Source organism: Haloarcula amylovorans (assembly GCF_004681185.1).
Taxonomy (GTDB): Archaea; Halobacteriota; Halobacteria; order Halobacteriales; family Haloarculaceae; genus Haloarcula; species Haloarcula amylovorans.
Genome location: NZ_SRIF01000002.1, coordinates 315,412 through 336,002 on the forward strand (window position 1 = coordinate 315,412; position 20,591 = coordinate 336,002).

The following is a 20,591-nucleotide window of genomic DNA, read 5'->3' on the forward strand; positions in this document are numbered from 1 at the left end:
CAAAAGACCTATCTTGGGGAGCGGCCAGCGTTAGGACATGACCGACGTAGCGCTGGCGTTCGACGAGCAGGAGTATCTCCCGGCGGTCGCACAGGACGCCGATTCCGGCGAGGTGCTGATGCTCGCCTACGTCACCGAGGCGGCGCTCGCACGGACCCGCGAGACGGGGTACGCCCACTACTACTCCAGGAGCCGCGATGAACTCTGGAAGAAGGGCGGCACCAGCGGCCACACACAGGAGATCGAGGAAGTACGCGTGGACTGTGACGGTGACGCGTTGCTCTATCTGGTCGATCAGTCCGGCGGGGCCTGTCACACCGGCTACGAGTCCTGTTTCTACCGGACCGTCGACGGCGAGGAAGTCGGCGAACAGGTGTTCGACCCCGACGACGTCTACTGATGACTGACGCCGCCCGAGAACTGGAGACGGCCGTCGAGGAGCGCCGGCAGGCCCGCGAGCGGGTCGAAGCCGTCGGCGAGGACGACCTGCGAGCGTGCCAGGAAGCGTACCGGGAACTGCTCGACTTATTGGAGCGGTATGAGGACACCGCCACGGGCAGCGGCAACTTCAAGGCGTTCACCGAGTTTCAGGGCACTGTCGGGTCGCTGATCGACGACCTCCCCGAGGACCTGCCAGAGCGAGAGACGTTCGAGGCGGTCGACGACTTTCTCCAGCAGCGCCGTCTCTCCGAGAGCGACTTCGAGACGGCGAGAGAGCGGCTCGAACCCGTCGGCGACCTCGTCGCGCGACTGGCCGAGTGGGACGACGCCCGCGAACGCTACGCCGAGGCCCGCCGGGCGGCTCGACGGCGGATAACCGAACTCGACGAACGCATCGCCGACCTCGAACGGCTCCGGCGACTCGGCGACGCCGACCTCGACGCGCCGGTCGAGGCCCTGCAGAAGCCCATCGAGGCGTACAACGACGCCGTCCGCGAGGCGTTTCGGGCGTTCCGCGACGACGCGCCCGCCCGGGAAGTGCTCTCGGTGGTCGAACGGGCCGACGCGTATCCCCTCGTCGACTTTCAGTCGCCTCCCGAGGCGCTCCTCGAATACGTCGCGACGGCCGAGGCGGGGACCGAACCGATTCCGAAACTGCTCGAATACGCCGACTACTCCGCGTCGAAACTCGACCACTACGTCGAGGATACCGCCGCGCTCAAGCGCGCGGTCACCACGCGACGGACGTACCTCCGGGACCTCGACGCCGACCCGCTCACCGTCTCGTGGCCGCCACCGCCCGCAGAGCGCCTGCCGTGGCTCGTCCGCGAATATCGACCCGTAGTCTCCGGGTTCGCCGACGAGTCCGTCGTCGCCCGCCTGCGCGAAGTGCGCGACCTCGCCGCCAGCGAGGACTACACTCGGCTTCGGGAGAGCGCGCTCGCTCGCTCGGAGCTATCCAGCAAGGAGCGAGAGCGACTCTCCAGCGGAGCCGTCGAGCGGGAACTGAAGCGCGCACGCGAGGAACGAGCGGATATCGAGGCGGCGCTCGAAACGCACGGGCCGCCGTAGGCCGCTACAGGTCGACTTTGGCGGCTTCGACCATCCGTTCTGCGAGTTCCGCGGCTCGTTCCGGCGTCCGCGCCTCGGCGTAGACGCGGACGAGCGGCTCGGTTCCCGAGGGGCGGGCCAGCACCCACCCGTCGCCGAAGTCCAACCGCCAGCCGTCGGTCGTATCGAGATCGGCGTCGACGGTCTCGGCGTAGGCTTCGATGCTCGCGAGCATCGCCTCGCGTTCGCTCTCCGTCTCGATGTGGAGGTTACGCCGATCGTTGTAGTAGTCGGAGTAGGGCGCGACGAGTTCGCTGGCGGGGGTCTCCGCGATGAGTTCACAGAAACGAGCTGCGGTGTAGGCTCCGTCGCGGGCGATGCGGTACTCGGGGAAGAGGATGCCGCCGTTGCCCTCGCCGGCGATGCTGACGTGGGTCCCCTCGGCCTCTAGCTCGTGAATACGGCTGACGATGTGGGTCGACCCGATGGGCGTTAACGAGAGGTCCGCGCCGACGGCTTCGACGACATCTACGAGGCGCTGTGAGGCGTTGACCGCCGAGACGACACCCTCTCCGGGGTCGAGCTGTGCGGCCGCCAGCGCCGCCAGCACCTCGTCGCCCTCAATGTGTTCGCCCTCGCTGTCGACGAACATCGCCCGGTCGGCGTCCCCGTCGTGGGCGATGCCGAGGTCCGCATCCGTCGACTCGACGTACGCCCGCAGGTCGCCGAGGTTCGCCTCGACGGGTTCCGGATCCCGACCGGGGAAGTGCCCGTCCGGCTGGCCGTTGATCGTGTGGACCGTACAGCCCAGCTCGCGGAACAGGTCGGGGCTGGTGAGCGACCCCGCGCCGTGGCCGGGGTCGACGACGACGGTGAGGTCGGCCTCGGCGATGCGCTCGTGGTCGACGGCCTCGCGGACTTCTTCGCGGTAGGACTGTCGGGCGTTCTCGATGTCGCGGTCCACGCCGACTTGCTCCCACGCCGCCTGCGTCGAGTCTTCGGCCATCGCGGCCTCGACGCGGTTCAGTAGTTCGCGGGAGAACTCGACGCCGTCGTGACCGACGAGCTTGATGCCGTTGTACGCTGGCGGGTTGTGACTCGCCGTTATCATCACGCCCGGGACACCCTCGCGGTCGCAGTACGCCTGCAGGCCCGGCATCGGTACGACTCCGAGCCGGTCGACGTCGAAGCCCGCGCCGGTGAGCCCGCTCGTCATCGCGTTGGCGTAGGTGCGTCCGGTTATCCGCGTGTCCCGCGCGACGGCGACCCGGCCGTACTCGCCGGCCCAGACGCTCCCCGCCCCCTCCGCGACCTGGAGGACGTATCGCGGCGTCAGCTCTTTGCCCGCGACGCCTCGAACGCCGCTCGACCCGAACACGTGCATTCAGACGGGTGTCCGTAGCCGACTGGCTTAGGGGTGTCGCCGCTAGCTGAGAGACGTTCACAATCCGACACGACTGTTCGAAGCTGTTCACTCGCTTCGCTGGCGACGACCGGTCTGTCTTCGCCTGGCGACCGAGGGCGATTCCAACAGCCATTAGCCACACGCCCGCGGAGACGGCGTATGGCCAACGAGGAACTCATCGCAGCGCTGCGGGACGCTGACGCGGTCAAGTACGGCGAGTTCGAACTGTCTCACGGCGGCACGTCGAACTACTACGTCGATAAGTACATCTTCGAGACGAGTCCTCGGTGTCTCGAACTCATCGCTGCGGCCTTCGCAGAGCGCCTTACGGATACGAAACTAGCTGGCGTCGCGCTTGGCGGGGTGCCGCTCGTGGCGGTCACGAGCGTCGAGACGGGCCTGCCCTACGTCATCGCGCGAAAGCAACAGAAGGAGTACGGCACGGCGAACCTCGTCGAAGGAGAACTGGAGGAGGGCGAGGAAGTCGTCGTCATCGAGGACATCGCGACGACGGGCCAGAGCGCCATCGACGCGGCGGCGGCGCTCCGAGACGCCGGCGCGGTCGTCTCTCGGGTCCTCGTCGTCGTCGACCGGGAAGAGGGGGCCGCCGAGAACCTCGCCGAACACGACCTCGAACTGGAGTCGCTAGTGACCGCCTCGGACCTGCTCGCGGACGCCCCCGAAGACGTAGATGTGGACGTAGACGCCTGAGTAACTGCCGACAACGGCCGCGTCGCGACGGCCGTCTCTCGACATCTCGTCACGACAACCATTATTCGCCGTTCTCGCCACGCTTAAGCCGGTCTGTAGTGAGTCTCGGACAATGGCTGGGACGCTGGCTGAGTTCTTCGAGTTAGACGAACACGACACCGACGTATCGACCGAGATTCTCGCGGGCGTGACGACGTTCCTGACGATGAGCTACATCGTCGTCGTCAACCCCGCGATACTGAGTGCGGCCATCTCCATCGACAGTCGGACGACGGGACAGACGATTCAGATGCTCGCCGTCGTGACCATCATCTCGGCGGCGACGGCGACGCTCGTGATGGCGCTGTACGCCAACCGACCGTTCGCACAAGCGCCCGGGCTGGGACTGAACGCCTTCTTCGCGTTCACCGTCGTCCTCGGGTTGGGCGTCCCGTGGCAGACGGCGCTGGCCGCCGTCGTCGTCGAGGGTGTCGTCTTCATCATCCTGACCGCAGTGGGGGCACGCGAGTACATCATCAAACTCTTTCCCGAACCCGTGAAGTTCGCTGTCGGCGCGGGTATCGGCCTGTTTCTGGCTATCATCGGGCTGGAGGCGATGCACGTCGTCGCTTCGGACCCCGCTACCTTTCTCCAGTTCAATCCCGTCTTCGCCAGCGACCCAATCGCCATCATCTCCGTCGTCGGCCTGTTCGTCACGTTCGCGCTGTACTCGGCGGACGTTCCGGGCTCTATCATCATCGGCATCGCGCTAACGACGATCGTCTCCTACGCGGCCAGCGCGCTGGGCTACTCGGCCATCGACCCCTCTGTTCCGGCTCTCGACGGTGTCTTCCTCTATACGCCCGCCTCACTGACTGGGCAGACCGACGTGGTCTACTCGGCGGCGGGCTACGACATCACGCCGCTCGTCGGGGCGTTCCTCTCCGGGTTCTCGAACGTCGACGCGCTCGGTTTCTCACTCATCGTCTTCACGTTCTTCTTCGTCGACTTCTTCGACACCGCCGGGACGCTCACCGGCGTCTCCCAGATTGCCGGCTTCCTCGACGAGGACGGCAACCTCCCCGAAATCGACAAACCGCTGATGGCCGACGCCGTCGGGACGACGGTCGGCGGCATCATCGGCACCTCGACGGTGACAACCTATATCGAGTCTGCGACGGGCGTCGAGGAAGGCGGACGAACGGGCCTGACCGCGCTCGTCGTCGCCCTGCTCTTTCTCGCGTCGCTTGCGCTCGTCCCGCTGGCAGCCGCGGTGCCGCTTCACGCCTCCCACATCGCGCTGGTCGTCATCGCCGTGTTGATGCTGCGAAACATCGTCGACATCCGCTGGAACGACCTCAGCCACGCTGTCCCCGCCGGCCTGACGATGTTCATCATGCCGTTTACTTACTCCATCTCCTACGGCATCGCCGCTGGCATCATCGCCTATCCGGTCGTGAAGGCCGCACAGGGAGAGTACCGAGACGTTCACGCCGGCCAGTGGGTGCTGGCCGCTGCCTTCGTCTTCTACTTCTTCGTTCGCACGAGCGGTCTGCTCGCCGGCGCGCTCTGATTCGGCCGTCTGCCGCGTCCGACGCACAGCACCGACGCTCTTTTTCCGATTGCTCCATTACTTCCCTCCAGATGTCGAACCTCGAACTCTACGAACTGGAGGGCTGTCCGTACTGTGCGAAAGTCACGTCGAAACTCGACGACCTCGGCCTCGACTACGAGTCGCACATGGTTCCGCGCTCACACAGCGAGCGCACCGAAGTGAAGGAAGTCTCGGGCCAGACGGGCGTCCCCGTCCTCGTAGATCCCGACAACGGCGTCGACGCGATGCCCGAGTCCGACGACATCGTGGAGTACCTCGAAGAAACGTACGGCGACGGCGCGTCGGCGTAACCACTTTCTAAGTTCTTCGACTCCGTCGGCGAGAATCGCCAGCTACGCCACTTCTTCGGGGTCGTCGCCCCGTTCCATGATGAGGTCGCGCAGGTCGTCGGCGTCCTCGATGGCTTCCATCTCGTCTTTCTCGATGAGCGCCGTTCCCTCGACGGACTCGCGGGTGAGCTCGTCGACGACGTACACCGAGCGGGTGCGGGTGACGGTGCCGACCGAAGACATGATGCGAGCCCGCTTCTCGGCGGCCTCGGTGAAGGCGGAGTGGCCGGTCAACACCTGCTGTTCGCGGCGGTTCGCGTTCTCGTTGACCGTCTTGAACGGCGCGCGGTCGGTCGGGTGGACCTCGAAGCCGATGCGGGTGAAGACGGTGGCGATGGGCTCGTCCTCCGGGGCCACGTCGGGGTCTTCGGGCGCGGGCTCGTCGTCGCGGATGTCCTCGGTGCCCTCTAAGACGCTGACCGGCGATGTCAGCGGCGCGTCGAAGAGGTCTTCGAGTTCGGCGGCCACTTCGACGGAGGCGTCCATGCCGTCCTCGTACTTCGAGACTGTGCGCCGGGAGACGCCCAGCTCCTTGGCCAGTCGTCCCAACGACCACTCTTTCTCCTCGCGGACATCCGCGAGCACCTTCGAGTCGATATTGACGTAGAGACCGCCCGGTGCGGCGTAGATGAGCGGCGGCACTTCCTCGACGAAGAGGTCCAGCGCGGTGTCCGGTGAGAGTACGGGCACGCCGTGACGGAAGTAGACGACACCCGGTTTCAGTTCCTCGTCTCTGGTTCTGAGGCCGACGACGATGGGGGTCGCATTCAGGTAGGTGCCGAGTCGGCGCATCTCGCCGCCAGTGTGTCCGTCGAAGGCGTCGATGTTGCCGAGAATCTTCACGAGCAACACGTCCTCGCCGCGACGGGCGGCGACGTCGAAGCTCTTGGGCCGAATCGCACACCGGTCGCTCACCATGAACCCCGCGTCTTCCAACATGGCTGTGACGTTGCCGACCAGTGCGGATCGTGACATAGTTCTCGGTTCCTCTAGTGGGGCGTAAGCGAGTCACAGCATATATGCGTTGTGTCGGTTTCGGCAGTTCTCGGCTCCGTTTTCGGTCTCGGCGGTGACGAAACTGGTTTGAGCCACAGTCGGCTACGTCCGGTCGTGACTGTCGTCGGGTTGGACGATACGGACTCGCGCGAGACGGGGATGTGTACGACCTACGCTGCGGCCCGGTTAGCCGACGCGATACGCGACGCTGGCGGGCATGTCGAGCGCCTGCTCCTGATTCGGCTCAATCCCGCCGTCGAGCACAAAACGAGAGGTAACGCCGCGCTGGCGGTCCACACGGACCTCGACGCCGACCGTGCGACCGACCTCGTCCGCGAGACGCTCTCGCTCGCTCAGACCGACGATCCGATGACGAACCCTGGGGCCGTCGTCGCCGACTGCGCACCCGAGGACGTGCCGCCACAGGTCAGCGAGTTCACTGTCGACGCCATCCGCGAGATACAGGACCGCGTGACCGCGACGCAACTATCGGACTTCGCCGGGTTCGCCCGCGTCGAACGCGGCAACGGCCGCGGACTCGTCGGCGCGCTCGCGGCCGTCGGCGCGTGGGCAGCGCTCGACGACTGGACCTACGAACACATCGCCTACCGCGAGCGAGAGCGCTGGGGGACCGACCGTGAAGTAGACGAAGCCAGCGTCCGCGTCGCCGCCGACGCCCACTATTCGGCGGTGTGGGACACGGTCGACCGCGAGTCGGGATATCCGGTCTGTGTCCCGCGCACGCCGTGTCCTATTCTCTACGGTATCCGCGGTGACGACCCCGAGGCCTGCCGGGCAGTGGCCGACGACATCGAGAGCGAACCCGTCGCCGAGCGAGCGACGTTTCTGACGAATCAGGGGACCGACATCCATCTCCAGGACGCGACGATGGCCGACGTGGTGGCCGACAGCGCCTACCGCGTCACCGGCACGGTGGCCGACCCGCCCACGACCCGCGAGGGCGGTCACGTCTTTCTGACCTTGGCTGACGGCGACGACGGCCTCCGCTGTGCCGCCTTCGAACCGACTAAGCGGTTCCGCGACCGAGTGCGTGCGCTCCGCGAGGGCGACCGCATCACGGTCTGTGGCGAAGTCTCTGGAGGCACGCTCAAACTGGAGAAGTTCGCCGTCCGCGACCTCGTCCGGACTGAACTCGTCACGCCCGACTGCCCCGACTGCGGCCGGTCGATGTCTTCCGCCGGCCGGAATCAGGGGTATCGCTGTCGAGACTGCAAAACGAGCACCGACGGAAAAGCCGAACGGCCGCTCGACCGATCGCTCGAACCTGGCTGGTACGAGGTGCCGCCGGTGGCGCGCCGGCACATCGCAAAACCGCTGGTTCGGGGGAATTTCGACGACGTAACCCATCCGGAGCGGTGACTGTCTCGTCCGCTCACGAAAACTGGGACGGGCAGGCCTGTCCGAGAGCATCCGGCGGCTCCGCCGCTGGTTCACGCGAATCGCGCCGCGGTTCGCACCTTTTTGGTCCAGATTTTTCGAGGCGTGGTGCGCGAGCGAAGCGAGCGCGCTCAACGAAAAAAGGTGGTTGGTGACGTTTGTACAATTATTCAAAAAATACTGACAGGAAAACACTTATTCTCGACCACACCATGCAATGGTATGGGTACCGTGGTTCCCGTGCCTCGTGTCCATGCCTGTGACAACGCACCACGGCCCCGCTGCGGTGACTGACCCACCGAGTCACCGCCTTCGAGTCGATGCCTACTGTTCTCGAATGCTAAGTGTCTTCGCCGAGTAGTCCTCGACGAACGCGCCGGCACCGCCAATGCTCACTTCTTCGCCGTCGATGTCGAGAGTCAGCGTGTTCTGAACGGGGAAATCGGCCGTGACGGGTTCGAGGAGGCTCTGGTTGACCGAGACGACGGTACCCGTAAGCGTCTGGTGGCCCTGTCCGGGGAAGAGATGGGCGGTCACCAGTAGGTCGCGCTCTTCGGCGTGCTTGACGATGGTAAACAGGCCATGTCTGAACGGGAGGTTCTCGGCGGGGAGTTCGGGCGGGTTGGCACTCACCACCTCATCACCGGCGGCCCAGAAGTTGAACCACTGCGAAGTAATCGCACCAGCCGTCTTCGGGCTCTGTTCGAGGACGAGGCTGTAGTCCCCGTCGCGGTGTTCGCCACGTAGCAGCGAGGAGTCGCTCGTCACCGCCGACGTGTCGTCCACCGTCACGAGCGTCTCGACGGACGGTTCCCACGAGCGGACGACGGTCGCTATTTCGGCCGCGTTCTCGACGGTGCTCGTCTCCTCGCCGTCACCGAGCAGCAGTGCGATGAACACGCCTCGGTCGCGGGCCCGCCGCAGGGGGTCGGAGAGTCGCTCGGCGACGACGACGGGCAGCATCATGAATATCTCGTCTTCAGCCTCGTCGATGAGCCGTTCGAGCCGTCGATATAGCGTCTGTCGAGCACGGACGAGTTCGATACCGGGATAGTCGCGCTCCGTATCGGTATAGCGGTCTGTAAGGTCCGATTCGAGGTCTGTCAGCTCTTCCGTCATCGACTCGATGGCCGACTCAGGGTCGATAGCACGTATCTGCGTGGGCGTTCGGTGGTCGTCGACGACGACGAACCCTCGGTCTTCGAGGCATTCGACGAGGTCGTAGACGTAGCCGGTCGAGATATCCGTTGCCTCGCTGACGGTGGCGACAGTCGCCGTCCCCCGTTCGAGAACTGCGAGGTAGGTCCGTGCTTCCGTCTCGGAGAGTCCGAACTGTGTCAGTCGTTCGGCCGTCGAATCCATCTTGGTCGTTCGTCGATACGGAGCCCCTTTACTGCACCGTTCGCCCCGAACACCGCCGTTTCAGGGTTCACCGCTCGCTGGCATCGTTGCATCTCTGGACAACTGTCTCAACAAAAGTCATGAAAACATTTTTCGTAACACATTCCAACGGTGTGGTATGCAGCGACAACCCGGGGGAGTCGGTGGGGGCCAGCGGACCGACCCGTGTGCCGTTGGCGTCGTCGAGGTAGTGGGATACGCTGACGAAGATCCATGGGGTGGCGGCGGTATCGCACTCAGAGATACCGGTGGTGAGGGCGATACACCGGCCATCGTTGCCGCATGGGCGTCACCAGCCGACGGTGTGGCCGTTGGCCGCGGCGCAGACATCTCGCGGCCGCCAGAACCGCTCGCAACGGTGAACGTCACTGGGTCAGTGATGATCGAACTGGCACAGTACGAGACCCACTGTCTCGCCCGGTACAGTACTGACGGGCAACAGTGGCACCGTCTCGGCTCACCGCTATTGGTGCCGCGGTCGTTCCGGCCGACGCTCGTCCCGTTCACCGCGACGACGCGTGGGACCGTCCGGATCAAACCCGTCTCGCTCCGTCAGGGGCAGTCGGAGTCCACCCCAGTTGTCGCTTCTCGCTGAGCAATCGACAGCTATCGTGCTCGCTTCCTGTTCGATGGTCGTGCGTGATGGCTCGGACCGTTCCGGTCTCGGCGACCACTCCTCATCCGTTGTTTTGCGTTCTCGGGCGCTTATACGGCTTCATGCCGTCCGCTTGGCCATGAGCTTACAGGCGCTGTTCAACGATATTCCGTTCGTCGCCGAACTCGGAATCGAGATGACCGAGGTCAGCGACGGACACGCCGAAGCGCGGCTTCCGCTGCGTCCCGAGCACTCCTCGAATCCGCAGGCACGCATCGCTCACGGTGGGGTCACCTACTCGCTCGTCGACACCGTCGGCGGGGCCGCCGTCGTCTCGCTGTCAGGCACTATCTCACCTACGGTCGATATGCGAATTGACTACCTCGCGCCCGCAACGGCCGATTTGCGCGCCGAGGCAGACGTAGTGAGAAACGGCGGGAGCGTCGCCGTCGTCGACGTGGAAGTGTACGACGCCGACGACCACCACGTCGCCACCGCTCGCGGAACGTACAAGACCGACGGTGACGGGGGGCACTCGCCGTGGACGGAGGGGGTCGACGAAGAGACGGTCGAACGGCTCTCGGATTAGTTGCCGTTGCCCACGAATTCCATCCCATCGCGGACGGACTCTCGCCGACCCAACAGCGTCACCATGTCTCCCGCTTGCAGCACGTAATCGGCGGTCGGCACCTGCGCTTCTTTGTGGTCTTCACCGCTGACGAGGGCGATGAGACAGGCCTCGGGGAGCATCGGACCGACCTCGCGGACCGTCTTCCCGATGAGTTTCTCGTTCAACACCTCGACTTCCTGTACGTCGCCGGTCCGGCCAACGTCGGTCATCCAGTGGGCAATGGCCGGACGCTCGATCTGGTTGTCGATGGCCCACGCCGTCGCCATCGCCGAGGAGATGGTCCGCACGCCGAGATCCTCGAACGCTTCGACGTTGTCCGGATTGTTCGCCCGGGCGATGACTCGCTCGATGTCGAACTTCGAACTCGCCAGTTGCGATATCAGTAGGTTGGCGTCGTCGTCCCCGGTGGCGGCCACGATTGTTTTGGAGTTGTCGGCTCCGGCCGACCGAAGCACGTCCGTATCTGTCCCGTCACCCCACTCGACGGCGAAGCCGTCGTTTCGGGCGCGTTCGACTATCGATTCGTCCTCCTCGATGATGACGACGTTCTCGCCTCGGTCTTCGAGGCGCGTGGCGAGCGCACGGCCCACCTGTCCGCCGCCGACGATGATGACTCGCATTGGTATCACATCCAGTTTCTCCGCGATGAACCGCGCGAGACCGCCCTCGAACAGGGCAGTCACGAAAATGACCAGAAAGACCGTACCGAGTAGAATTTCGGCCTGATTTGCCAGCAGATCCGCCTGCGCGACGAGCTGTTCGGCTTCCTGCCCGCTCGCGTTGGCGGCCTCCGTCCGCAGTTCTTGGGAGACGTTGTTCAGCTCCGCGGCGAAGAGCGTCGCCACCGACGCGGGGATGATCCCGCGCGGCCCGACGAAACTGACGAACCACTTCTCCGCTCGGGTAAAGCGGTCGCCGACCGTCGAGACGAACACTAAGGCGGGGCGAATGACGAGGGCGACGGCGACGACGACGGCCAGTCCGGCAAGTCCGACGTCGATGAGCGCGTCGAGACTGAGCTGGGCTGCAAGCGCGATGAACACGAAAGAAAGTACCAGCAGCGTGATGTCGCCCTTGAACGATTCGATGTCCTCCTCGTAGGGGTGATCGACGTTGCCGAGTGCCATCCCGGCGGTGGCCGCCGCGGCCACGCCGGCTTCCGTCGCGATCGTGTTCGCGGCGGCGTAGGCGACCAGCGCGCCGGCGAGCACCAGCAGCCGGGAGTTTCGGGGGGCGTCGCCGGGCGAGAGGTCGATGTACTGGAGGAGATAGTACAGCACGCCCGCGACGATGAGACCGACCAGTAGGCCGGTCCCGAGTCGGAGCGCGAACGCCTGTAACAATCCGTCGCTCGTCGCGCCGGGGTTGACCGTCTCGAAGACGACGACGGCGATGATCGCCGCGGTCACGTCGTTGACGATCCCTTCCGTCTCTAAGGCCGTCGCCACTCGGTCTCTGACCGGCACGACGTTGAGGATGGGCGTGATGACCGTCGGGCCGGTCGCCACCAGCAACGCGCCGATGAGGACGGCGAGATTCCACGTCACCGCCGCGTCGGAGAAGGCGAACTTGACTGCGACCGCTGTGCCGACGAGGGCGATCGCTGCTCCGAGCGTGACCAATCGAAACGTCGCGGTCGGAGCCTCGCGGATGCGCTCGAAGCGGAGGTGATACGCCCCCTCGAAGACGATGATCGCGACGGCGAGCCCGACGATCGCTGTCAGCGCGGGTCCGAAGGTATCACTCGTGATGATTCCGAGTCCAGGCTGGCCGATGACGACGCCAACCAACAGATAGAAGATGATACTGGGGACTCGAAGGCGGGCGGCGAGAACCTGCGCAAGGACACCTAACCCGATAATACCGGCGACCAGCGGAATCAGGAGTCCGGAGCTACCAGCCACTGCTGTCCTCCATCTGGTTCGGACAAAGTATCCCCCCCGTATAAACGCACTCACTCCCGCCCGCCTTGCTGGCAGCCGATATCGTGGTCAGTCAGTTCTGCCCATCGAGGCTCCGTATCAGTCGTCGCCCGCGGCCTGCACTCGCTCCTCGTCGGCGAATGCCTGCTCGTCGTAGATGCTGCTGATGCGCTCGGCGTGGCGTTCTTTGATGTTCGGTCGTACCTTCTTCATCGTCGGTGTCAGTAGGTCGTTGTCCTCGGTGAACTCCTCCGTGAGCAGTTCGAACTGTTTGACCGTTTCGTGGGACTCCAAGTTCTCGTTAGCTCGCTGAATCGCGCCCTTGACGACGTCTCGGGCCCCCTCACTATCGGGGAGGCGTTCGGACTCGGCCGGAACCGAGACGCCCTCGCGTTCGGCCCGGGCCGCCAGCGCGTCTTCGTCGGGGACGACCAGCGCGCCGACGAACTTCTCGCCGTCGCCCAGAACGAGCGCCTGCTCGACGACGGGGCGATTCTCCAGTGCCTCCTCGACCGCCTGTGGTGCGACGTTCTTCCCGGTCGAGAGGACGAGCAACTGCTTGGCCCGCTCACGGAAGACGAGGTAGCCGTCGGGTCGCTGGGTGACGATGTCGCCGGTCCGGAAGTAGCCGTCGTCGGTGAATGCGTCCGTGGTGGCCTGTTCTACGTTCCAGTAGCCGTCGGTGACGTTCGGGCCCTGGACGAGCAACTCGCCGGTGTCGCCCATCACGCCGCCGAGGTTCTCCTCGGGCAGCACGTGTGTGTCGAGTTTCCAGTCGAGGGCCGGGAGTGCCGTCCCGATGGTTCCGACCTTCGGGTCGTCCACGGGGTTGGTGGTGACGACCGGTGCAGCCTCGGTCAGGCCGTATCCCTCGTAGATGGGCAGGCCCATGCCGTGATACAGTTCGGCCAGTTCCTTCGAGAGCGTTCCGCCGCCGCTGACGAGCATCTCGACGTTGCCACCGAGTGCCGAACGGACCTTCGAGAACACGAGCGTGTCGGCGAGGGCGTACTTCGTTCGCAGGGGGACGCCGGGCAGTTCCTCGCGGTGGTAGCGCCGGCCGATGTCGACGGCCCACTCGAAGATGTGCTGGCCGACGGCCGATTCCTCAGCCTCCTCGCGGACGGCGTCGTATATCTTCTCGTACACTCGTGGAACGCTCGTCGCCGCCGTCGGTTGGACCAACTGGAAGTCTTCCTTGAGAGTGTCGACGCTCTCGGCGTAGGCGACACAGCCGCCGACGTCGAAGATGAAGAAGTGGCCGGTCAGTCGTTCGAAGACGTGGGCGAGCGGGAGATACGATACCGTCTGGGTCGTCTCGTCGATTCGCGGGGCATCGGCCGGCAGGTCGGCGTCCGGCCCATAGCCCTCCCCGACCTGCTCGGCGTTGGCCGCGAAGTTCCGATGGGTGAGACGAACTCCTTTCGGTTGGCCAGTCGTTCCCGACGTGTAGACGAGGCTGGCGAGGTCGTCGGGGTCGCGTTCGTCCAGCCACGACCGATAAGTCGTCTCGTCGTAGGCCGCATCGCCGAGTTCGTACACGTCGGCGAGACTGTGGACGTCTTCGCGGTCACTGTCGGTGTCGTCCATCACGACGAACTGCTCGACTGGCACCTCGTCTTCGACGGCCAACACTCGCTCTAGCAACTCGTCGCTCTCGACGACGACTGCCGTCGCTTCCGGGTCCGCGAGCAAGTGTCGGGCCTGTGCCGGTGAGGAACTCTTGTACACTGTCGTTACCACGGCACCGGCCGCCAGCAACGCGAAATCGCTCTGTGCCCACTCCATGCGCGTCCCGGCGAACAGGCCGACGCGGTCGCCCGGCCTGATGCCGAGTTCGCGGAATCCGGTCGCCAGGCGGCGAACGACGTCTCGCATCTCGCCGTAGCTGATCGCCGCGTACTCGCCCGCCGGTGCCGGGTCGACGGCGACGCCCGCGAGCGACCGGTCATAGGTCCCTCCCTTGTACCGCTGTGCCGGTCGGTCGGTGTGTGAGCCTGCGCTCCATTCGAACAGTTTCGCCAGCGTCCTGTCGCCGACCGCGCGGCCGGCCCCGCCCCCATCTAGTGACATGACGGTTATTTATGATGAATCCCTTGAAAAGGGTGCTGGTCACCTCACCGCTCGAAACTCAGTCGCCCCTGTCCAACGAGACGAGAACTCCACGGACGTTCATCGCTACCTCGGCACTGGCTTTACGCTCGCCCCATATCTCGGGTGTTTCGACCGTCTCGACGAAGTAGTCGGCGACGGCTTCGTCGTCGCCCAGTTCCGTGCGCTTCTCAGCGACGGCAGCCACCCACTCGTCGAGTTTCTCGGCGTACTCGTCGAGTCGATCGGCGGTCGGTGCCGGGCCGAAGTGGCCGTACAGCAGCGTCTCTGGACCCAACTCTCGAATCGTCTCGATGTCCGCTAACGCCTGCTCTAGCTCGAAGTTCACCGGCGGCGTCGTGACGTGAACTTCGTCGGTCGAGGGCGTGTAGATGCCCGCCGCATCAGCCGTGAACACGCCGTCGATAGTCTGGTCGTAGAACACCACCTGATGGGGGGCGTGGCCCGGCGCGTGGACCGTCTCGAAGGTGTGGTCGCCGAGTTCTATCTCGTCGCCGTCGGTCACTTCGACGATTCGTTCCTCGGGGACCGGCTTCGGCTCGACGTAGTACTCGATCTGGTCGCCGACGGCTCCCTTCGTCCCCTCCCAGATTCGTTCGGGGTCGACGAGGTGACGTGTACCGAGCTCGTGGACGTACACCGTCGCGTTCGGACACTCCTCGGCCAGATACCCCGCGCCGCCCGCGTGGTCCAGATGGATGTGCGTGAGCGCGATGACTTCCAGTTCTCCGGGAGCGATGCCCACCTCGTCCATCGCATCGAGGATGCGTTCGTAGTTCGTCCCGAGTCCTGTATCGACCAGCGCCGGTCGCTCGGCGTCGAGAATGTAGACGGAGCCGTACTCGGGCACGTCGTACATCCCGGTATCGACGTAGTAGACGTCCTCGCACGCCTCGGCCTCGTACACGTCACCGATTGCCATGTATAGGGTGGCGCTTGGTGGCGGGAAAACCGTTGTGACCGCTAGCAAACGTTGGATTATCGCTGACTGGTGACGACAAGACCGAGAACAGCCAGAAAGCCCCCGCTAGCGGCAGTTAGTTTGTGTGTTCTCAGATAGACAGGACAGCTTCAGAATAGCCAGAAAGCCCCCGGACGCTCGTGGGCTACGACTCGCTGTGGTCCTCGGTCGCTTCGCTCCCTGTGGTCCTTACTTCGTCTCGCTCCACGAGCGTCCGGCCCCTTTCAGTCCCCCCTTGGAACGGCCGACCGGGCGGGGCTGAAAGGGGCGGCGGGCTACGCGAACCCCGGTGAAGCAAGCACTGCACTGAACGAGCGTAGTGAGTGAGGGAAGCGCTCAGCGAGCCGCGGGAGCGTAGCACGCCGGGGCTTTCTGGCTGTTCTTGGCTTCAGCGGCAGACGACCCAAGCGTTACTAGCGGGGCTTTCTGGCTGTTCTTGACCGTGTTCGTCACCGCGAAAGTACACGACCCAACACCCCCCGCTACCGCGAATGCTAGGACCGACACGCCTAATTTCGCCCGTCGAGAACCGCCGGGCATGTTATCGAGACAGTTCGTCCGGGAGAACCCCGAGACGGTCCGGGACGCCATCGAACGGAAGGGCGTCACGGGCGTAGACCTCGACGCGATTCTCGAGATCGACGAGGAGTGGCGGGAACTGAAAGCTAGAGGGGATGGGTTGCGACAGGAACGAAACGAGGTCTCGAAGAAGATCGGCAAGCTCAAACAGGAAGGCCAGGAGGACGAGGCCCAGGCGGCCATCGACCGCTCGCAGGAACTGAAAGACCAGTTGCAGGAAGTCGAAGACCGGGCCGACGAACTGGAGAGCGACCTCGAAGACGCGCTGTTGGAACTACCGAACATCCCACACGACTCCGTGCCGACTGGCGAGGGCGAGGCGGACAACGTCGAGCGCTATCGTCGCGGGTTCGACGACCTGCGCGAGTTGCCCGACGAGGTGATTCCACACTACGACCTCGGGGAGGAACTCGACGTGCTGGACTTCGAGCGCGGGGCGAAGGTGAGCGGCGGCGGCTACCAGTTCGTGAAGGGTGCCGGCGCGCGACTCGAACACGCGCTGATACAGTTCATGCTCTCGGTTCATCGCGAGCAGGGCTACTCGGACGTGTTACCGCCGATTCCGGTCAACAGCGCGTCGATGCGCGGCACCGGGCAGTTGCCGAAGTTCGACGAGGACGCCTACCGCGTCGAGGCGCGACAGGACGACGAGTACGACGACGACGACCTGTGGCTGCTGCCGACGGCGGAGGTGCCGGTCACCAACATGTACCGCGACGAGATTCTGCTGGACGACGACCTCCCTATCAAGCACCAGGCGTTCTCGCCGAACTTCCGCCGGGAGGCCGGCGAACACGGCACCGAGACGCGTGGCTACGTCCGCGTCCACCAGTTCCACAAGGTAGAGCTCGTCAACTTCGTCCGCCCCGAGCACAGCTACGACCGACTGGAAGCATTGTTAGGTGAGGCCGAAGCGGTGCTGGACGAGCTCGGGCTGCCCTACCGCGTGCTAGAGATGTGTACCGGCGACATGGGATTCACGCAGGCCAAGAAGTACGACATCGAGGTGTGGGCACCGGGTGACGATATGGAGGAGGGTCCAGACGTGGGTGGCCGCTGGCTCGAAGTCTCCTCCGTCTCGAACTTCGAGGACTTTCAGGCGCGGCGAGCGGGCATCCACTACCGACCGGAACCCCACGAATCCGCACAGTATCTCCATACGCTCAACGGCTCCGGCCTGGCGGTGCCGCGCGTGATGGTCGCCGTCATGGAGTACTACCAGAACGAGGACGGGACGATAACCGTGCCCGAGCCGCTGCGTCCGTACATGGGCGGCCAAGAAGTCATCGAGGGGTCGGAACCGGTCGGCGAGAGCGCGCTCGGCGAGGGCGAGTGAGAATCAGTCGTCGGCGATGACCGACGCCGTCGGCAGATCTGCGACGTGCTGACAGACGTGGCGTACCTGCGGCAGCGTCGCCGAGGGGAGGGCCGACGGCGTGGCCCACCGGGCTTCGAAGACACCTTCTTCTTCGTTGGGGACCGGGTCCGAGAGCAGCGTGCAATCGAAGACGGTGTACTCGGAGACGGTGTTTTCGAGACTATCGTGGGTGTACCAGAACTGAGTCAGCGGCCCGTCGACGTGTGCCCGGCAGTTGAGTTCCTCGTCCAGTTCGCGGTGGAGGCCGTCGGCGGCGGACTCGCCGTCGTGGACGCCACCGCCGGGGAGCGTCCAGAACGGGGTCCCGTCCGAGTGGCGCTCCTTGACGACGAGCACGTTGGACCCGGAGGTCACCAGGGCCTTCGCGCCGTTCCTGATTTGGAACTCGGTCTGCCGCTCGGTGACTGCGTTGTTGGGGGTGCTGGACGGCTTCGACATGTTCATTCTCCACGGCCTTACGGATCTTTACTACACGTGGCCTAACTCCAGATCGGCCCGTCGCACCGCGATTTAGGTGGCCCGGGGTAAAACAGCGGTACCGAGGCTTAGTCAGACGTTATGCGTCAGACACCTGTCAGCGTTTCGGACCCTCCCAACGGTTTCACCCTCCCGCAGAGTTCCACAGGATGCATGATCTATCATGGATGACGCTCATCTACCGTGTATACGTCTCGATACGACGAATACACCGCTGGGAAAACTGGAAGACATCGACGAAGCGGACGATGCATTCGCCGTCGGCCGAAAGCAGCCGGCCTCGAACACTGACCTCGGACGCACTCTCGTCGTCACGGCGGTAGACGGCGGTTATCCGGTGAGTAGTGTCTTGCTGCGGGCGCTCCTCGCGCATGAACTGGACGAACCGGTCACGACTCTCGATGGTCCGGTCGGGCCGGTCGTGGACGAACGACTCTGTGAGGAGTCGCGCCAGCAGGTCGTAGTCGTCTTCGTCTAGTGCGCGGTAGTACAGACGCGCGCGTTCCGTTAGCGGCGTGTCGGGCGGCACCTCACTCATCGCTGGGTCCTTCGGTCGGGTCGGTCAGTTCGAGTTCGGCGGGCACGTCGTCGGTCGCTTCACCTTCCGTGGTCTCGTCGTCGGTTGCCCCGCTGGCCGCTTCGCTGCCGGCGCGCTGTTCGTCCGTTTCGTCCCCGTTGGCGGCCTCGCTTCCATCGGTAACTTCCCTTCCGCTTGCCGTTCCCTCCTCGTCCGTCTCGTCGACGCCGTCTTCGGCCGACGCGGCGGGCGGCGCGTCGACCATCGCCGTCGGCGCTTCGGTCACCGCCTCGGTCGGCGGCTCGGCGTCGGGGTTGTTGGCGGCCAGTTCGGCCTGAATCTCGGCGAGTTCGTCGTCGTCGATGTCGTCCTCGCTGTCTTCGCTCTCCTCGCCGGTCTCGTTCGCCGAGTCATCGCTCGCCGTCCCGTCTGCCCTGGCCGCCGCCGGCTCGGGTTCGTTCGACGGGTCGGTGGCTTCGCTCGACGCGGCCGTCTCGTCCGAGTCGGCGGCCACCGCGTCGTCGATGTCCACGTCGAGGGCGGTATCTCTCTCCTCGCTCTCGTCGGGCAGGATACTACTTTTCTCGGGGTCGCTCTTCACTAAGTCCGTTCGCTCCGGCGGCCACTGCTCGTCGGGGTCCGGCGGTTCCGCGTACGTTCGAGCAGTTTCGAGCGGTCCCTCCGCGTCGTCACGGAGGGTTTGGCCCTCGGCACCGCTCCCGCTGGCATAGGCGCTCGCCGCCTCTACCAACCAGTCGGCGGCCTGCCAGAGGGCACTCGCTTTCGCCTTCGACCCGTCGTAAATCGGTTCGAGCGCCGGGTCGTCGACGAACCGGACCGCGGTGTCGAACCGATCCCTGGCGGCGTCGAAGGCCTCGCGGGCGCGCTGGAAGTCGCTCTGGGCCAGCAGCCACTCCGAGTCGCTGAACTCTCCCATGGCCGAGGTGAATGCCCGTCGTCCTTCCGTGTAGTGGGCGTGGCCGACGCGATACCGGGCGAAAGCGGTGTCGTCGCCGCCGGTGTCGGCGATGGCGTCTTTGAGTTCGTCGACCCGCGGGAGTTCGGTCATGTCGCTCGTACTCCAGACGTACTGGACGACTCCGTCGTGGTCGACGACGGCGATGGCCCGTTCGAGCAGTCGCTGGCCGATATCGTCGACGAACGCGACCTCGTACTGTTCGGCCACCTCGCCGGCGGTGTCGGCGAGAAGCGGAATCTTGAGGTCGTAGCGCTCGGCGAACGCTCGATGGCTGTACACCGAGTCCGGACTGATGCCGAGAATCGTCACGTCCTTCTGCATCGTAAAGAGGTCGAGTTCGTCTAAATCACACGAGTCGGCGTCGCAGGCGGGGTTGAAGTCGGCCGGGTAGAACGCGAGGATGATCACGTCCCTTCCGAGGTACTCGGAGAGCTCGACGCGGCGGCGCTCGCCGTCGACTAGCGCCGGCAACTCGAACGTCGGTGCTCGTCCCCCCGCTGAAAGCATAGTCGCACGTCGGACTACCGATACTTAACGATGACTGACATCGACGGCCGGAACGAGCCGTTTTTGCCCCCGCGAGCGGTAGTTCGAGCGTGGAACTACACGTCCGCTACGAGGGCGACGACGACCCGAAGAAGTGCAGCGCCCGGAAACTCGCCCGTTTCGACCTCGCCGAACTCCACCGAGCGACGCGCTCGACGCCGCCGGGAATCGTCCTCAATCCCTTTGCCGAGCAGGCCATCTCGCCGGCCGACCGAGCCGAGGCGGGCGACGGCGCGCGACACGGTCGGCTGGTCGTCCTCGATTGCTCGTGGGAGACTGCCGAACGGGAGGCGTTCGACTTACAGGGCATCCACCGCTCGCTCCCCTTCCTCGTCGCTGGCAATCCCGTCAACTACGGGACGCCGTTCCAGTTGAACACCGTCGAGGCCTTCGCCGGCGCGCTCTGTATCCTCGGGGAACGTGACCACGCCGAACGCATCCTCTCGAAGTTCTCGTGGGGCCACACCTTCCTCGAACTGAACGAGGAACCGCTCGAACGGTACGCCGACTGCGAGGATTCGAGCGACGTCATCGCCGTACAGGACGACTACCTCGTCGAGGAGTGACCG

19 protein-coding genes are annotated in these 20,591 nt (G+C 64.9%); 10 read left to right on the forward strand and 9 right to left on the reverse strand.

The window, feature by feature from the left end:
• Nucleotides 1–37: 37 nt before the first annotated feature.
• On the forward strand, nt 38–400 hold the full coding sequence (gene hisI, locus E4S61_RS08940; RefSeq protein ID WP_135303592.1) for a phosphoribosyl-AMP cyclohydrolase: 363 nt from the start codon (nt 38–40) through the stop codon (nt 398–400).
• Nucleotides 400–1,512 (forward strand): DUF7118 family protein, encoded by a 1,113-nt coding sequence (locus E4S61_RS08945; RefSeq protein WP_135303593.1) that lies wholly within the window; start codon nt 400–402, stop codon nt 1,510–1,512. The genes hisI and E4S61_RS08945 overlap by 1 nt, the downstream gene beginning before the upstream one ends.
• 4 nt (nt 1,513–1,516) lie before the next feature.
• On the opposite strand, the gene glmM is transcribed toward E4S61_RS08945, so the two are convergent.
• Nucleotides 1,517–2,875, reverse strand: coding sequence for a phosphoglucosamine mutase (glmM, locus tag E4S61_RS08950; protein ID WP_135303594.1), 1,359 nt, complete (start codon nt 2,873–2,875; stop codon nt 1,517–1,519).
• Nucleotides 2,876–3,055: 180 nt separating this feature from the next.
• Here glmM and pyrE point away from each other — a divergent pair, with 180 nt between their 5' ends.
• The 3 genes from pyrE to E4S61_RS08965 all read left to right on the forward strand — a co-directional run bounded on the left by pyrE (nt 3,056) and on the right by E4S61_RS08965 (nt 5,491).
• A complete protein-coding gene (gene pyrE, locus E4S61_RS08955) occupies nt 3,056–3,607 on the forward strand; it encodes an orotate phosphoribosyltransferase (RefSeq protein WP_135303595.1) in 552 nt (183 codons plus the stop codon).
• A gap of 112 nt (nt 3,608–3,719) precedes the next feature.
• Complete coding sequence (locus E4S61_RS08960) at nt 3,720–5,159, forward strand: NCS2 family permease (RefSeq protein WP_135303596.1); 1,440 nt, start codon at nt 3,720–3,722, stop codon at nt 5,157–5,159.
• A gap of 71 nt (nt 5,160–5,230) precedes the next feature.
• Nucleotides 5,231–5,491 carry a glutathione S-transferase N-terminal domain-containing protein gene (locus E4S61_RS08965; RefSeq protein WP_135303597.1) on the forward strand — a complete coding sequence of 87 codons (261 nt, stop codon included), beginning with the start codon at nt 5,231–5,233 and terminating at the stop codon, nt 5,489–5,491.
• 42 nt (nt 5,492–5,533) lie between these two features.
• Here the strand turns inward: E4S61_RS08965 and E4S61_RS08970 are convergent, their stop codons facing one another.
• Complete coding sequence (locus E4S61_RS08970) at nt 5,534–6,505, reverse strand: transcriptional regulator (RefSeq protein ID WP_135303598.1); 972 nt, start codon at nt 6,503–6,505, stop codon at nt 5,534–5,536.
• Between the two features lie 135 nt (nt 6,506–6,640).
• On the opposite strand from E4S61_RS08970, the gene E4S61_RS08975 reads away from it, so the two are divergent.
• On the forward strand, nt 6,641–7,906 hold the full coding sequence (locus tag E4S61_RS08975) for a tRNA(Ile)(2)-agmatinylcytidine synthase (protein ID WP_135303599.1): 1,266 nt from the start codon (nt 6,641–6,643) through the stop codon (nt 7,904–7,906).
• Between the two features lie 342 nt (nt 7,907–8,248).
• On the opposite strand, the gene E4S61_RS08980 is transcribed toward E4S61_RS08975, so the two are convergent.
• Nucleotides 8,249–9,286 carry a TrmB family transcriptional regulator sugar-binding domain-containing protein gene (locus tag E4S61_RS08980; protein ID WP_135303600.1) on the reverse strand — a complete coding sequence of 346 codons (1,038 nt, stop codon included), beginning with the start codon at nt 9,284–9,286 and terminating at the stop codon, nt 8,249–8,251.
• Between the two features lie 157 nt (nt 9,287–9,443).
• On the opposite strand from E4S61_RS08980, the gene E4S61_RS08985 reads away from it, so the two are divergent.
• Both E4S61_RS08985 and E4S61_RS08990 read left to right on the forward strand, forming a co-directional pair.
• Nucleotides 9,444–9,920: a hypothetical protein gene (locus tag E4S61_RS08985; protein WP_135303601.1), complete on the forward strand. Its 477-nt coding sequence runs from the start codon at nt 9,444–9,446 to the stop codon at nt 9,918–9,920.
• A 139-nt stretch (nt 9,921–10,059) separates the two neighbouring features.
• Entirely contained in the window at nt 10,060–10,509 is a 450-nt protein-coding gene (locus E4S61_RS08990; protein WP_135303602.1) for a PaaI family thioesterase, read from the forward strand.
• On the opposite strand, the gene E4S61_RS08995 is transcribed toward E4S61_RS08990, so the two are convergent.
• The 3 genes from E4S61_RS08995 to E4S61_RS09005 all read right to left on the reverse strand — a co-directional run bounded on the left by E4S61_RS08995 (nt 10,506) and on the right by E4S61_RS09005 (nt 15,507).
• A complete protein-coding gene (locus E4S61_RS08995) occupies nt 10,506–12,455 on the reverse strand; it encodes a cation:proton antiporter domain-containing protein (protein ID WP_135303603.1) in 1,950 nt (649 codons plus the stop codon). The genes E4S61_RS08990 and E4S61_RS08995 overlap by 4 nt on opposite strands.
• 117 nt (nt 12,456–12,572) lie before the next feature.
• The gene (locus E4S61_RS09000; RefSeq protein ID WP_135303604.1) at nt 12,573–14,546 is read right to left on the reverse strand and encodes an AMP-dependent synthetase/ligase; all 1,974 of its coding nucleotides are present in this window, start codon (nt 14,544–14,546) and stop codon (nt 12,573–12,575) included.
• Nucleotides 14,547–14,604: 58 nt separating this feature from the next.
• Nucleotides 14,605–15,507 carry an MBL fold metallo-hydrolase gene (locus E4S61_RS09005; protein ID WP_135303605.1) on the reverse strand — a complete coding sequence of 301 codons (903 nt, stop codon included), beginning with the start codon at nt 15,505–15,507 and terminating at the stop codon, nt 14,605–14,607.
• Nucleotides 15,508–16,084: 577 nt separating this feature from the next.
• On the opposite strand from E4S61_RS09005, the gene serS reads away from it, so the two are divergent.
• Nucleotides 16,085–17,461: a serine--tRNA ligase gene (gene serS / locus E4S61_RS09010; RefSeq protein WP_135303606.1), complete on the forward strand. Its 1,377-nt coding sequence runs from the start codon at nt 16,085–16,087 to the stop codon at nt 17,459–17,461.
• Between the two features lie 3 nt (nt 17,462–17,464).
• On the opposite strand, the gene E4S61_RS09015 is transcribed toward serS, so the two are convergent.
• From E4S61_RS09015 to E4S61_RS09025, 3 genes are all read right to left on the reverse strand, one after another.
• The gene (locus tag E4S61_RS09015; protein ID WP_135303607.1) at nt 17,465–17,941 is read right to left on the reverse strand and encodes an NUDIX hydrolase; all 477 of its coding nucleotides are present in this window, start codon (nt 17,939–17,941) and stop codon (nt 17,465–17,467) included.
• A gap of 217 nt (nt 17,942–18,158) precedes the next feature.
• Nucleotides 18,159–18,518 carry a nuclear transport factor 2 family protein gene (locus E4S61_RS09020; RefSeq protein ID WP_135303608.1) on the reverse strand — a complete coding sequence of 120 codons (360 nt, stop codon included), beginning with the start codon at nt 18,516–18,518 and terminating at the stop codon, nt 18,159–18,161.
• On the reverse strand, nt 18,511–19,983 hold the full coding sequence (locus E4S61_RS09025; RefSeq protein ID WP_135303609.1) for a redoxin domain-containing protein: 1,473 nt from the start codon (nt 19,981–19,983) through the stop codon (nt 18,511–18,513). Before E4S61_RS09025 ends, E4S61_RS09020 begins: the two co-directional genes overlap by 8 nt.
• An 89-nt stretch (nt 19,984–20,072) precedes the next feature.
• Here E4S61_RS09025 and E4S61_RS09030 point away from each other — a divergent pair, with 89 nt between their 5' ends.
• On the forward strand, nt 20,073–20,588 hold the full coding sequence (locus E4S61_RS09030; RefSeq protein WP_135303610.1) for a DUF367 family protein: 516 nt from the start codon (nt 20,073–20,075) through the stop codon (nt 20,586–20,588).
• Nucleotides 20,589–20,591 lie beyond the last annotated feature (3 nt).